Here is a 13508-nt window from a genome sequence, read left to right as displayed (position 1 = left end):
TGGACGAAGCTATGGAATTTACCAAAATGCATGGACTCGGCAATGACTTTATCGTCGTATTCGGCGAGAAATCGCTGCCAGACAACGCGGCGGAACTGGCTGTCAAATTATGCAACCGGTTCTTCGGCATCGGAGCCGACGGACTCGTATATATTCTGCCCTCGGAACGCGGGGATTTCATGATGCGGATTATCAATTCGGACGGTTCCGAAGCGGAACAGTGCGGCAACGCTATCCGCTGCGTGGCGAAATATGTATATGATCACGGCCATGTGCAGTCGGAGGAAATCGTCATTGAAACGATCGGCGCGGGCGAACAGAAGGTAAAGCTGAAGGTAACGGACGGAAAGGTGGAGACAGTAACGGTCGACATGGGCGAGCCTGTACTGTCGGGTCCGCAAATTCCGGTGGATATCGACGCTGAGCCTGTACTGGGGCGGCCGATTGAGACGGACGGAAAGGAATTTACCTTTACCGCCGTTTCGATGGGCAATCCGCATTGCGTTATTTATGTGGACGACGCCGTTTCCTTTGATCTGACGACCTGGGGACCGAAGCTTGAGGTTCATCCGCTGTTCCCGCGCAAGGTGAATGTCGAATTCGCTACTGTAAAAGACCGCGGACACATCGACATGCGGGTATGGGAACGGGGAGCCGGGCCTACACTGGCTTGCGGAACAGGCGCTTGCGCCACGCTCGTCTCCTCCGTCCTCAACGGAGTTAGCGACCGGTCAGCTTGGGTTAGCCTGAAGGGTGGAGACCTGTTTATTGAATGGAATGAGGAAGACAATCATGTCTATATGACAGGACCGGCAGAGGCGGTATTCAAAGGGTCAGTTTCCATCTAAGGTGATTTTCGCCAAATAGAAGAAGAATGAATAAGGTCAATCGGCAGCTTGCCGGTTGGCCTTTTTGCCGTTTAATGACACTTTCCTTAGTCGTGTGCACCTCAATCCCGGGCGAATAACAAACGTGGAAGTCGTAAATAATGGAAAAAAGAAGTCTGAATTGAGGCGAGAGCGGATGAAAAAAAACGGATCAAACAGTCAGAACGCGTCTGCCGGGGCTTCGGGTGAACCAGCAGCCGGAACCGGTAACCAGTCGGTTCTAACCATTTCGAATAATCTTGAACAGACGCTGAGCGACATCAAGCAGGAGCTCGGTTCCAGTCCCGATTTGAAGATCCGGAAGGTTAAGTTGGGTCTAGCTGAACCGGTCTGGGCGGCAGCCGTTTTTATAGATGGATTGGTCAATTCCGTTGCCGTTGATGAATTCGTGGTTGGCGCATTGATTGAAAATACTGCCTTCGCAGCGGAAGAAATGCCGCGGGAGCCGCAGGAAAGGCTTCAGCTCATCCTCGGCCGGGCGCTGGAGCTTGGCGAAACTTCAATTAAAGATAATTGGAACGACATGATGCTCTCACTGCTTTCGGGGAACACCATCATTTTACTGGACGGCTGCAGTAAGGCGATCGAAGGAGGAACAAAGGGAGGTGAGTGGCGGACCGTTGCCGAGCCATCCTCCCAGATTGTGATCCGGGGGCCGAAAGATTCTTTTGTCGAGTCGATCATTACAAATACTGCGCTGATCCGAAGACGGATCAAATCGCCGAAGCTTTGGGTCGAGTTTATGAAATTCGGCACAGTGACGAATACGGACGTTGCCCTTGTATATATGACAGATAGAGTCGACCAGAAAGTCCTCGACCAGGTCAAAATGCGCTTGGAAAAAATCGACATTGAAGCGGTTCTGGAATCCAGTTATATCGAGCAGCTTATTCAGGACAAAGTATTCACCCCGTTCCCGACGGTATTTAATACGGAGCGTCCCGATGTCGCGGCGGCCAATTTACTGGAAGGAAGAATTGTATTGATCGTAGACGGTACGCCATTTGTGCTTATCATGCCGACGGTATTGGCCCAGTTTCTTCAATCGACCGATGATTACAGCCTGCGGTTTGACATTGCCACGCTCATGCGTTTGGTGCGATATGTTAGCTTTATCATTCTGCTTCTCGGGCCCTCAGTTTTCATCGCCCTGACCACCTTCCACTATGAAATGGTACCGACGCCCATGCTGATCAGCCTGCTGGCCCAGCGGGAGAATGTCCCTTTTCCGGCTGCGATCGAAGCGATCATTATGGAGGCTGCCTTTGAAATTTTGAGAGAGGCCGGCATCCGGATGCCGAGAGCGGTGGGACAGACCGTTTCGGTGGTCGGAGCCTTGATTCTGGGCACGGCCGTAGTGGAAGCCGGCATTATTACACCGGTGATGGTCATTGTGGTCGCGCTGACTGGTATCGCAAGCTTTGCCATACCATCTTATAATCTAGCCGTCGCGGGCCGGATCGTCCGCTTCGGATTTATGATCGCCGCGTCGATGTTCGGATTCTATGGCATTACGCTTGGGCTGATCGTATTAATCGCCCACGTCAACAGTCTGCAATCGTTCGGCACTCCGTATTTAGCCCCGTTCAGTCCGTTTTCTGTGAGAGGACAAAAGGATACGGTCTTGAGAGTGCCCATGTTCTTGGTTAATCTCAGGCCGAATAAGCTTGGACATATGAACGATAACGACAAATCAGGTAAGGACAAAGGAACATCCGATTCAGGGAAGGATGGGCAGACCGGTGCTTAAACTATGGAAGCTGCTGGTGGTGTCGGGGCTTTTTCTTTTTGTGGCCGGCTGCTGGGACAGCGTTGAACTGAACAAGAGAGCAATAGTATCTGGCGTATCTATCGATAAGGGGCCGTCGGAAGAGAAAAAATACAGCGTGTCCTTCCAGGTCGTTGTAGCGGATGAAATAACCGGGAAAAACAGCAGGGGGAACGCCCCTGTCGCTCTATACAAAGGAAGCGGCCGGTCCATTTATGAGGCCCTCGGCAACGCTTCTCGTCAATCCGCGCGAATTCTCTCTCTGGGCCATTCAAAGGTGATCATCATATCCGAAGGGCTCGCCCGTGAAGGGATTAAGGATCTCATGGATCTTTTTGAACGGGAATCCGAAATGCGGCTCAGCACCCTGGTCTTTGTGTCCAGAGGACAGCGAGCGGAAGACATTCTTTCCGTAATGACGGTATTCGGCAAAATCCCTGCCAACGACCTTGTTCAGAAGCTGGAAACGGGAAACCGCTCCTTCGGTTACAATTTCCGAATTGAGGTGGATGATGTAATCCGCGGGATTTTGGCGAAACAGGGAGGGGCGATTATCAACGGCGTGCTTGTCAAGGGCGATTTGGAAAAGGGGGAAACGAAGGGGAATGTGGAGGGCATCAAGCCAAAGGCCATTCTGAAAAACGCCGGTCTTGCCGTATTCAAGCAGGATAAACTGATGGCATTCCAAGATGGCATAGAAGGAATGGGCCTTAGCCTGATCCACAACAAGCTGACTGAATATCCATTATTTCTTGACTTTGGGAATAATGAATCTGCCACCTTCAGTATGTTCAAGGTGCACACCTCGGTCAGGGCTATTGCGAAAGACCCGGAGCATCCGGATATCTACATCAGCGTAAGCCAGCAAGCCGCTTTGAAAGAATACAACGGTGCACTGGATATTTCCAAGTCTTCCGTACTAAGAAACTGGGAAAAGCTTCTGAGTGAGGAAACCAGGAAGGAAATCGATGCCGCCGTCAAAATGGCGATGCGCCTAAAAAGCGATTATATCCGGTTCAATGAGAACGTGGAGAGGAATAACCCCAAAGGCTGGAAGCGGGTCAAGGATCGCTGGGATATCATCTTTCCGCGGTGTAAAGTGCACATCAAGGTCAACACCCTTGTCCGTCATACCGAGATGAGGACCCGTTCCTTGCGATCGTCGGAAGAGATGGAGGAATAGGAATGGAGGGATTTCATGCGTGATATCAGAATTGGCCCCGTACATTTTTTTTCCCTGGTTCTCATGTTTGAGCTGGGGACGGCGCTGGTGGTCAATGTTGGAATGGAAGCTGGCAGAGACGCCTGGATTGCCATCTTCCTGGGCTGTTTGGTGGGCATGCTCATCTATACCGGTTACAATTATCTGTTCAAGCTGTATCCGGACCTGCCGTTATCCGGCTATGCACGGGCGATTCTCGGCAAACCGATTGGGGCGGTCGTGGTCATTCTTTATGCGGTTATCTTCTTGAATGGAGCCGGCCGCGATTTGCGCGATGGCAGCGCTCTATTGGTCATGGCCTCCTTGAACCGAACGCCGATCATGATCGTTGCCGCGATGATGATTTTGTCCTGCGGATACGTGCTGCATAAAGGATTGGAGGTGCTGGCACGGACCTCGTTTATCATTATGATTGGTGTGCTGATGATCGGCGGGGTTATTACGCTGCTAATGCTTTTTTCCGGGGAAATGGAATGGTCACGCATTCTGCCTATGCTGGGGGATGGAATCAAACCGGTGGCCCTTTCGGTGATCCGTTCGAATTATATGTTTCCGTTCGGCGAAGTCTTCTGTTTCATAATGCTGATGCCTTATATCGGCGACAAAAAAAGAGCGGTTTGGGTAGTCCCTTCCGCAATCCTGGCAGCCGGTTTGATTATCAGCTACACGGCGCTCGTCAATATTACTGTACTGGGCAGCGACATGGTGGAGCGTTCTCCGTTTCCCCTGCTATCTACCGTAAGTAAAGCGGCATTGTCCGATTTTATCCAGCGATTGGACGTTTTGGTGGTAATGCTGCTGATTATCGGCGTCTTTTTCAAAGTAGCCGTTTACTACGGTGCAGCGGTGATCGCCATCTCGGACCTGTTCAATCTCCCTTACCGGACGTTGATTATTCCCTCGGCGATTATTATTTTATCCTCCAGCATGCTGGATTCGCGAAGCTTTGTGGAACATCTGGAGGAAGGCGGGGAGATGCTTACCTTCGTATATCCCGTCTTTACGATTGTCATTCCGGCCGTCCTGATTATTGTCGCCGCCTTCAGGAATTACCGTTCGAGTTCCCGAGTGGGCTGACGTCCGGTAATCCAATGGATAAGATCCGGGATAAGGAAGCTTGCGGTCAGGGTAATCATCAGTATTTTTTCGGCCGCGGTAGAAATGGTAAAGGGGAACAGGGTGTTAATATTGGTAAGGCCGTATCCGAACATCCAGTCCGCAAAATACAATAGCAGAATGGTGAACGTGCCACACAGAACCATCGCGGCATATTTCTTCAGCAGCATCTTTCTTATTTGTTTCTTCACGGGTTTCAGCTCCTTTGCCTTATCCAATAGTATGGGGCCGGAAGTCGCCTGTCATGCGCCCTGTGCTCGAATCTTGCAGATGCTTCGGGACGAAAGCTTATCTTTCCTCACGATTTATGTTACATTAGTATGAAACTAATGTCTGGGGAGGGGTTGCTCTGTGAAGCCGGATTTGCGGTCTGCCTGGGCGAGCAAGGTGCTGGTCGGGGATGGAGCGATGGGAACCTTTTTATATCAGAAAGGGTTTCCTGTCGGCATATCTTATGAAGAATTGAATTTGACCTCGCCCGAGGTTGTTGAAGAGGTTCACCGCAGTTATATTGAGGCGGGTGCGGAGGTGCTGGAGAGCAATACGTATTCGGCCAATTACGATAAACTGTCCAAGTTCGGTCTGGAATCCAAAGTGGAAGAGATTAACCGTGCAGGCATCCGGATCGCCAGACAAGCCGCCGGAAGCGCCGGTTATGTCGTCGGGGCCGTTGGCTCGATCCGTGCCGGCAAGCGGGCCAATCTGTCAGCCTCCGAGCTCAAAAAGTATTTCAGCCAGCAGATCGGCGCGATGCTCGAAGAAAATGCGGACGGTATTATGTTGGAAACGTTTTACGATCTGGAGGAGCTGCATCTGGCGCTCCGGACGGCACGCAAGCTAAGCGATCTGCCGGTCATCTGCCAGTTCGCCGTCGACGAGACGGCGATGACGATGGACGGGCTGACGCTTCCCGAAGCCTTCCGCATTCTGGAAGATGATGGGGCCGATGTTATCGGCTTTAACTGCCGTACCGGTCCGATCGGCATCAAAAGGGCGCTCGGAACGCTTCAAGGCAGCCTGAACCTGCCGGTATCGGTGTATCCGAATGCTGGACTGGCCGATTATGTGGACGGCCACTACAAATACGGCGCCTCCCCTGAATATTTCGGTCAGATGGCAAGAGATTTCGCCGGCATGGGAAGCCGTATTATCGGCGGCTGCTGCGGAACGACGCCGCAGCATATCGCGGAAATCGCGGCGGCTCTTAAAGGCTATGAGCCTCTGACGCTGACGGCTCCTGAGCCGAAAGAAAAGATTAGCGTTCGCATACATGAGAACCTTGCGGACGATTTCGAGGCTGAAGGCGGAGAGCCGAGCCTTATCGATATCGTTAAGGAACGCCATGCCGTAATCGTTGAGCTGGACCCGCCGCGGGACCTTGATATCTCGAAGTTTATGGCCGGAGCGGAGGCGCTGCGCCGCGCGGGAGCGGACGCGCTGACGCTCGCCGACAACTCGCTGGCCGTGTGCCGCATGAGCAATATGGCGCTCGGCGCACTCGTCCGGCAGAAGACGGGCTTGCGTCCGCTTGTGCACATCGCCTGCCGGGACCGGAATCTGATCGGAACCCAGTCGCACCTGATGGGGCTCGATGCGCTTGACATCGACCATGTGCTTGCCGTAACGGGTGATCCTGCAAGATTCGGCGATCTTCCGGGTTCAAGCTCGGTGTACGATCTCACTTCATTCGAGATCATACGGATGATCAAGCAGCTCAACGACGGCATTGCTTTCTCGGGCAAGCCGCTCAAGCAGAAGGCCAATTTCGTTATCGGTGCTGCGTTCAACCCCAATGTCAAGCATTTGGGAAAGGCCGTTGAGCGTCTCGAGAAGAAGATTGCATTCGGAGCCGATTATATTATGACCCAGCCGGTATATGACCCGGAGCTGATTCATAAGATCGCCGATGCGACGGCTCACCTGAATATTCCTGTATTTATTGGTATCATGCCTCTCGCCAGCGGACGCAACGCCGAGTATCTTCATAATGAAGTGCCAGGCATTCAGCTCTCCGGTGAGGTGCGTGAACGGATGAAAGGGCTGGAAGGCGAAGCGGGACGGGCAGAGGGGGTCGCGATCGCGAAGGAGCTGCTTGACGCGGCAACGGAGCGCTTCAACGGCATATATTTGATGACTCCGTTCATGTTCTACGATATGAGCGTTCAGCTTCTGAACCATGTGTGGGCCAAATCGGGACGCCAATTATCCCCCTTGTTTCGCTAGAGAGAATCAATTACAATAGTGTAACGGATGTGATGCCGATGTCATTTAGCATGACCGGATACGGTCAATCGTCCAGGCATTTAGGCGGCAGCAAGATCGTTTTTGAAGTCAAATCGGTGAATCACCGTTACTGCGAAATTGTGGTCCGTATGCCTCGGGAGTGGAACGGGTTTGAAGATGCGCTGCGGCGAAAGGTTCAGCAATACGTCAAACGCGGCCGCATTGACGTCTTTATTAACCGGGAGCATGAGGAGAACGCGGGCGGTCCGGTTCTGAACCGCCCGGTTGTAAAGGCGTATCTGGCTGCAGCGGAAGCACTGAAGAAGGAATTCGGCGTGGGCGGCGAGCTTGATCTGCCGGGTATAATGAGCCTGCCGGGAGTAATGGAGAGCGGCGACGGCAGCCCGGATCTGCCGGAGAACGGGGAGTTCTTGCAGGAACTCCTGGTAGGCGGACTGGAAGAGAGCGTTCGGGCCCTTGTGGAAATGCGAGCCCGGGAAGGACGTTATCTGGCAGCCGATATCGCGGAGCGCTTGAGCAGGCTTGAAGAACTTCAAAGTGAAATGACCGGGCTGGCTCCGGCTGTGGTACTGGAATACAGAGACAAGCTTCGCCAGCGGCTGGCAGAGCTACAGGACGGCACTTTTCCTTTTGACGAACAGAAATTCGGAATGGAAGTTGCTGTTTTCGCCGACCGCTCCAACATTGAAGAAGAGCTGACCCGTTTGCGGAGTCACTTTGAGCAGTGCAGGAATCTGCTCGGCAGCGGCGAGCCAATGGGCCGGAAGCTTGATTTTCTTATTCAGGAGATGAACCGGGAAACGAATACGATCGGCTCCAAATGCAATCATTTGGGGATCGCCGGCCGCGTGCTGGAGATGAAGGCGGAGCTGGAGAAGATTCGCGAGCAGGCGGCCAATTTGGAATAGCGACCGGGCAAGCGAAGATGTAACTTATGGGGGGAACAACCGGAACATGGCAATCAAACTCATCAACATCGGCTTTGGAAATATAGTATCGGCGAATCGAATCATTTCCATAGTCAGCCCGGAGTCGGCTCCGATCAAGCGGATTATCCAGGAAGCGAGAGACCGGCATATGCTGATCGACGCAACCTATGGTAGACGTACCCGTGCCGTCATTATTACGGACAGCGACCATGTCATATTGTCTGCGGTTCAGCCGGAGACCGTGGCGCACAGACTGTCCAGTAAAGATGACGACAACGACGAATAACGATTAATGGAGTGTACTATGTCAAAAGGATTGCTGATCGTATTGTCCGGACCTTCCGGAGTCGGTAAAGGAACGGTATGCAGCGCGCTGAGGCCGAGAATACCGGAGCTCATTTATTCCGTGTCGGCGACCACGCGGAGCCCCCGCGAAGGCGAACGGGATGGAGTGAATTATTTCTTCAAGACCCGTGAGGAGTTTCTTCATATGATTGAAGCCGACGAACTCCTGGAATACGCGGAATACGTGGGGAACTATTATGGAACTCCGCGCGATTTTGTGGAACGGACGCTGGAAAGCGGGAAGGATATCATCCTTGAGATTGAAGTGCAGGGCGCTCTTAAAGTGAAGGAAAAGTTCCCTGAAGGGATCTTTGTGTTCCTCCTGCCGCCGTCGATGGATGAGCTGAAAGATCGTATTCGCGGGCGCGGAACAGAGCATGATGACATTATTAATCACCGCATGACGGTCGCGGAGGACGAAATCAGCCTGATGCGCCATTACGATTACGCAGTGGTTAACGACGAAATCGATCTTGCGTGTAAGCGAATAGAAAGCATTATTATTGCCGAACATTGTAAAATAAGATAGTTTGGGCGGTTTCGGAAACTGTATAAATTGAATTGAAGAGGTGTACCAGTGTTATATCCATCGATCGATGAAATGATGAACAAAGTCGACAGCAAATATTCCCTTGTTGTCGCTGCGGCCCGCCGGGCGAGACAGCTTCGTGAAGGAAGCCTTTCCGAGCTGAAGTCTCCGAGAGCACATAAGCAAGTCGGGGTTGCGCTTGAAGAAATATACAAGGATTACATCACGGTAACCCGCGTAGATGACAAAATCTCCGAATAAACGGTAAGCGGCAGGGATTCCTAGGATAACAGCTGGCGCCCGTAGTCCTGATTGAGGGGGGCTGCGGCCGCTCAGGCTGGTGCCCCGCGCATCGATGATCCGCATTTTTTCATAGCCCGAATGGGCTGTTCCTGACAACCGGAAGGTTGTTATTTTTTTAAAATATTAAGTATGAATACGCTGAGCGCTAATTCAATTGTCTTAATTTCTGCAAGAAACGGTACCTAACAGCGATACTCGTATCGCCGCTTCAGAAGCTTAAGCTTCCTAAAAGGACAGTGAGACCGTTTCTTCTTGATATTGATACGTTTTTCACAAACGTGTGGATGTCCGTAAGTTATGGCTGCTCCCGATCACTGATGAGGCGGCTGTTATCTTGTGGACGGATTCTTTCCGTTAACACGGGAAGCAGGGGGGAAGAGTATGTTAAAGGGCAAGACGATATTGCTTGGCATTACAGGGGGAATCGCCGCGTATAAAGCGGCTTCCTTGTGCAGCAAGCTTGTACAAAAGGGCGCCAAGGTGCATGTTATCATGACAGCTTCGGCCAAACAGTTCATCACCGAGCTGACCTTACAGTCATTGTCGAAACAGAGAGTATTCAGCGACACCTTTCAGGAGCGGGACCCGTCTTCCATCTCGCATATTGATTTGGCCGATTCGGCCGATCTTGTGCTGATCGCACCCGCCACCGCAAATATTATAGCCAAAATGGCGCACGGCATCGCCGACGATATGCTCTCGACCGTGCTGCTAGCGGCGACTTCACCCGTAATGGTTGCTCCAGCCATGAACGTGAACATGTATCAGCATCCCGCTGTGCAGAACAATCTCAACATCCTGGCAGAGCGCGGAATCCAGTTCATAGAGCCTGGAGAAGGGCTGCTGGCCTGCGGTTATGTCGGCAAAGGGCGAATGGAGGAGCCAGAGACGATTGTAAGCTGCGTAGAGGCTTTTTTTGAGCGGAATGATAAGGAAAATACCGGTAAGCTGGCAGGCAAAAAAGTTGTGATAACCGCCGGCGGCACAGTGGAACGGATTGACCCTGTCCGCTATATCTCCAATGATTCTTCCGGCAAAATGGGCTTTGCCCTCGCGCGGGCGGCCAAGAAAATGGGAGCGGAGGTAACGCTTGTGGCCGCGCGGACGGATGAACAGCCGCCTCGGGACATTAACGTGGTGCGCGTTCAATCTGCCGACGAGATGTATGGCGCCGTATCGGCCGTTTGGGAGGATTGCGACATCCTGATCAAGGCTGCCGCCGTTTCCGACTACCGTCCGAAAGAGAGAGCGGACACGAAGATCAAGAAGTCCGGCAGCACAATGACCCTCGAACTCGTCAAAACCGTTGATATTCTGGAGACGCTGGGGCAGCGCAAAAACCATCAGCTGCTGATCGGTTTTGCGGCCGAGACCGGAAATGCGGAAATGTACGCCAAGGACAAGCTGGTCCGCAAAAACCTCGATTTGATTGTCGCCAACGATGTGAGCGTACCGGGTGCGGTCTTCGGCGCAGATACAAACATTGTCTCGATTTACGATCAAAAAGGTCTTGTGGAGGAACTGCCGCTGCTTTCAAAGGACGAGGTGGCCCGCCGGGTGCTCTCCGTTGCGGCGGAACGGCTGCCGGAAGAAGGCCTGTAATGGATATCGCCAAGGTTATCGTCGATGTTCCCGTTCGAAGCACCGACCGAACCTTCGATTATTCAATTCCCGAGTCTTTTAAAGTATGGATTGAGGTAGGCAGCCGGGTGGCTGTTCCTTTCGGGCACCGGACGGTGCAGGGCTTTGTTGTATCTTTGGAATCCGGCGATATACGGACGATTAAGGGAATCAAGCCGATTCAGGAGGTGCTCGATCTCGTTCCGCCGCTCTCGCCGGAGCTGGTAGAGCTGGCGGATTGGATAAGCGAGCGTTACGCCTGCCGCAGGATTTCTGCGCTGCAGGCCATGCTGCCGACGGCGCTTAAGGGCAAAGCCGAACGGCTTATTTCGCTTGGCGATACGGAACCGGAACCGGTAAATGAAGAGGGAACCTTGTTCCCCGATGAAGAATGGTTTCCCATCTTCCTGGGTACCGGCGGGGAGGAGAAAGAGATCGCCGACTTCGTTCGCCGGGGAGGCGAGGTGTCAATGAAACAGCTGACCCGGGCCTTTCCGGACGGAGTGGAGACGATCAAGTTCATGCTGCGGCGGGGCGTGCTGAGGGAAAGCCAGTCGATCAAGGATAAAATGGGCAAAAAAAAGCTCAAAGCGGTCGATCTGGCCATGGAGCCGGAATCCGCCCGTGAAGCGCTCAGCAAGCTTCCCGCCAGATCCGCCCGCCAGAAGGAAGTGTTGTCTTTCCTGATCGATATGGAGGCAGTGCTCCCCATGCCGCTCAAGGATGTCCTGTCCGCGCTGCAGGTGACGGCCAGTACAGTAAAGGGACTTGAAGACAAAGGTCTGATTGAAATTACGGAAGTGGAAGTCTACCGTGATCCTTACCGGGGGAGAGACTTCAAGCCGAGCGATCCGCTCCCGCTAACCGCTGAGCAGCAGGCCGTATTCGATCGGATTATAGGCGCGGTCGAGCAGCAGCGTCATGAAGTCTTTCTGCTGCACGGGGTAACGGGCAGCGGAAAGACGGAAATTTATCTTCAGTGCATCCAGCGATGCGTCCAACAGGGACGCCAGGCCATAGTACTTGTTCCCGAAATTTCGCTGACGCCGCAGATGGTGGAACGCTTCAAGGGCCGATTCGGCAGCGGGGTCGCGGTCATGCACAGCCGTTTGTCCTCCGGAGAGCGATATGACGAATGGCGCAAAATCCGCGAAGGCAAAGCGTCTGTTGCGGTCGGGGCCCGATCGGCGGTATTTGCCCCTTTTAGCAATCTGGGCCTGATCATTATGGATGAAGAGCATGAAACCTCCTACAAGCAGGAGGAGAATCCGAGATACCATGCGCGGGATGTGGCCGTCCGCCGGGCGATGCTTGGCGATGCGGCCGTCATCCTTGGGTCGGCGACGCCTTCGCTGGAGAGCTATTACGCTGCACGGTCCAAGATCGACGATCTTTTCTCACCGGTGCTGCTGGAGATGCCGAGCCGGGCGCTGGGCAACCAGCTTCCGGCGGTTCAAATCGTGGACATGCGTGAGGAGCTGAAGGAAGGCAACCGCTCCATGTTCAGCCGCGCTCTTCACTCGGCGATTCAGAGCAGACTGGAGCGGGGAGAGCAGTCGGTGCTGCTGCTGAACCGAAGAGGCTTCTCGACCTTTGTGATGTGCCGAAGCTGCGGCTACGTCGCGGGCTGTCCCGAATGTGACATTTCGCTGACCTATCACAGCCGCAGCAATAATTTGCGATGTCATTACTGCGGCCATGCGGAGCCAGCTCCGGAGATCTGCCCGGAATGCGGCAGCGAACATATCCGCTTCTTCGGAACGGGAACGCAGCGGGTCGAAGAAGAATTGGGCAAGCTGTTTCCGGGAATCCGGGTCATTCGGATGGATGTCGACACGACGACCGAGAAAGGCTCGCACGAGAAGCTGCTCGGACAGTTCAGGGACAAAAAAGCCGACGTGCTGCTGGGCACGCAAATGGTAGCCAAAGGGCTTGATTTTCCCGATGTGACGCTGGTGGGCGTCATCACCGCGGACTCGGCGCTGAATCTTCCGGATTTTCGGGCGGCCGAGAAGACGTTTCAGCTTCTCACACAGGTCGCCGGACGGGCGGGACGGCACACACTTCCGGGAGAGGTGCTGGTCCAGTCCTACACACCTGACCATTATTCCATCGTTCATGCCAGCCGGCATGACTATGCTTCTTTTATAAAGGATGAACTGAAGCACCGCAAAGCGCTTCACTATCCGCCCTATTGCAGACTGATTCTGGTGACGGTGTCGCATGAGCAGATGCCGGTGGCACTGCGGATGGCGGAGAACTACGCGATGAATATCCAGGGCAAAGCACGGCAGCGCCGATGGTTCGGTAGCCTGGACAAGCTGACGGCCGACGGGCTCGATCTCCTGGGGCCTGTCGCCTCCCCGCTTCCCCGGCTAAAGGGGAGATACCGCTTCCAGTGCATGGTGAAGTGGCGGGGAGCCATCGATGCCATTGGACTGGCCCGCGAGGTAGCGGAGGAGCTGGAGGATTCGCTTCGCGACCCGGTGCTTCAATTAAGTATTGACGTCGACCCTCAAATGTTGATGTAGCGCCGTTTTGGCAT

At 53.6% G+C, this 13508-nt stretch carries 12 protein-coding genes; 11 read left to right on the top strand and 1 reads right to left on the bottom strand.

All coding sequences use genetic code 11. The features are described 5' to 3' along the window. Positions 1-11: 11 nt before the first annotated feature. The 4 genes from dapF to G5B47_RS12970 all read left to right on the top strand — a co-directional run bounded on the left by dapF (position 12) and on the right by G5B47_RS12970 (position 4954). On the top strand, positions 12-848 hold the full coding sequence (dapF, locus tag G5B47_RS12985) for a diaminopimelate epimerase (protein WP_165098636.1): 837 nt from the start codon (positions 12-14) through the stop codon (positions 846-848). A gap of 175 nt (positions 849-1023) precedes the next feature. Continuing rightward, positions 1024-2637, top strand: a complete 1614-nt coding sequence (locus G5B47_RS12980; protein ID WP_165098634.1) for a spore germination protein — start codon at positions 1024-1026, stop codon at positions 2635-2637. Next, on the top strand, positions 2630-3838 hold the full coding sequence (locus tag G5B47_RS12975) for a Ger(x)C family spore germination protein (RefSeq protein WP_165098631.1): 1209 nt from the start codon (positions 2630-2632) through the stop codon (positions 3836-3838). Before G5B47_RS12980 ends, G5B47_RS12975 begins: the two co-directional genes overlap by 8 nt. A gap of 15 nt (positions 3839-3853) precedes the next feature. After that, positions 3854-4954 (top strand): GerAB/ArcD/ProY family transporter, encoded by a 1101-nt coding sequence (locus G5B47_RS12970; RefSeq protein ID WP_165098628.1) that lies wholly within the window; start codon positions 3854-3856, stop codon positions 4952-4954. On the opposite strand, the gene G5B47_RS12965 is transcribed toward G5B47_RS12970, so the two are convergent. Further along, positions 4927-5184, bottom strand: coding sequence for a hypothetical protein (locus G5B47_RS12965; protein ID WP_165098625.1), 258 nt, complete (start codon positions 5182-5184; stop codon positions 4927-4929). The genes G5B47_RS12970 and G5B47_RS12965 overlap by 28 nt on opposite strands. A gap of 160 nt (positions 5185-5344) precedes the next feature. On the opposite strand from G5B47_RS12965, the gene G5B47_RS12960 reads away from it, so the two are divergent. The 7 genes from G5B47_RS12960 to priA all read left to right on the top strand — a co-directional run bounded on the left by G5B47_RS12960 (position 5345) and on the right by priA (position 13494). Continuing rightward, positions 5345-7216, top strand: a complete 1872-nt coding sequence (locus tag G5B47_RS12960) for a bifunctional homocysteine S-methyltransferase/methylenetetrahydrofolate reductase (protein WP_165098622.1) — start codon at positions 5345-5347, stop codon at positions 7214-7216. Positions 7217-7254: 38 nt separating this feature from the next. Then, positions 7255-8145, top strand: coding sequence for a YicC/YloC family endoribonuclease (locus G5B47_RS12955; protein ID WP_165098619.1), 891 nt, complete (start codon positions 7255-7257; stop codon positions 8143-8145). Positions 8146-8191: 46 nt separating this feature from the next. Beyond that, positions 8192-8452 (top strand): extracellular matrix/biofilm regulator RemA, encoded by a 261-nt coding sequence (remA, locus tag G5B47_RS12950; protein WP_006209218.1) that lies wholly within the window; start codon positions 8192-8194, stop codon positions 8450-8452. A gap of 18 nt (positions 8453-8470) precedes the next feature. Then, positions 8471-9040 carry a guanylate kinase gene (gmk, locus tag G5B47_RS12945; RefSeq protein WP_025334678.1) on the top strand — a complete coding sequence of 190 codons (570 nt, stop codon included), beginning with the start codon at positions 8471-8473 and terminating at the stop codon, positions 9038-9040. 48 nt (positions 9041-9088) lie between these two features. After that, on the top strand, positions 9089-9301 hold the full coding sequence (gene rpoZ, locus G5B47_RS12940) for a DNA-directed RNA polymerase subunit omega (protein WP_025334679.1): 213 nt from the start codon (positions 9089-9091) through the stop codon (positions 9299-9301). Between the two features lie 423 nt (positions 9302-9724). Then, the gene (gene coaBC / locus G5B47_RS12935) at positions 9725-10945 is read left to right on the top strand and encodes a bifunctional phosphopantothenoylcysteine decarboxylase/phosphopantothenate--cysteine ligase CoaBC (protein ID WP_165098617.1); all 1221 of its coding nucleotides are present in this window, start codon (positions 9725-9727) and stop codon (positions 10943-10945) included. Continuing rightward, the gene (gene priA / locus G5B47_RS12930; protein WP_165098616.1) at positions 10945-13494 is read left to right on the top strand and encodes a primosomal protein N'; all 2550 of its coding nucleotides are present in this window, start codon (positions 10945-10947) and stop codon (positions 13492-13494) included. Before coaBC ends, priA begins: the two co-directional genes overlap by 1 nt. Positions 13495-13508: the final 14 nt, after the last annotated feature.

The organism is Paenibacillus apii, from assembly GCF_011043685.1.
In the GTDB taxonomy this organism is placed as follows: domain Bacteria; phylum Bacillota; class Bacilli; order Paenibacillales; family Paenibacillaceae; genus Paenibacillus_AQ; species Paenibacillus_AQ sabinae.
This window is presented reverse-complemented; position numbering and strand designations above follow the sequence as displayed.

What these genes read in the sequence shown, in the direction of transcription:
- dapF (WP_165098636.1), top strand. Translation starts at nt 12, where the DNA reads ATGGAATTTACCAAAATGCATGGACTCGGCAATGACTTTATCGTCGTA.
- G5B47_RS12980 (WP_165098634.1), top strand. Translation starts at nt 1,024, where the DNA reads ATGAAAAAAAACGGATCAAACAGTCAGAACGCGTCTGCCGGGGCTTCG.
- G5B47_RS12970 (WP_165098628.1), top strand. Translation starts at nt 3,854, where the DNA reads ATGCGTGATATCAGAATTGGCCCCGTACATTTTTTTTCCCTGGTTCTC.
- G5B47_RS12955 (WP_165098619.1), top strand. Translation starts at nt 7,255, where the DNA reads ATGTCATTTAGCATGACCGGATACGGTCAATCGTCCAGGCATTTAGGC.
- remA (WP_006209218.1), top strand. Translation starts at nt 8,192, where the DNA reads ATGGCAATCAAACTCATCAACATCGGCTTTGGAAATATAGTATCGGCG.
- gmk (WP_025334678.1), top strand. Translation starts at nt 8,471, where the DNA reads ATGTCAAAAGGATTGCTGATCGTATTGTCCGGACCTTCCGGAGTCGGT.
- coaBC (WP_165098617.1), top strand. Translation starts at nt 9,725, where the DNA reads ATGTTAAAGGGCAAGACGATATTGCTTGGCATTACAGGGGGAATCGCC.
- priA (WP_165098616.1), top strand. Translation starts at nt 10,945, where the DNA reads ATGGATATCGCCAAGGTTATCGTCGATGTTCCCGTTCGAAGCACCGAC.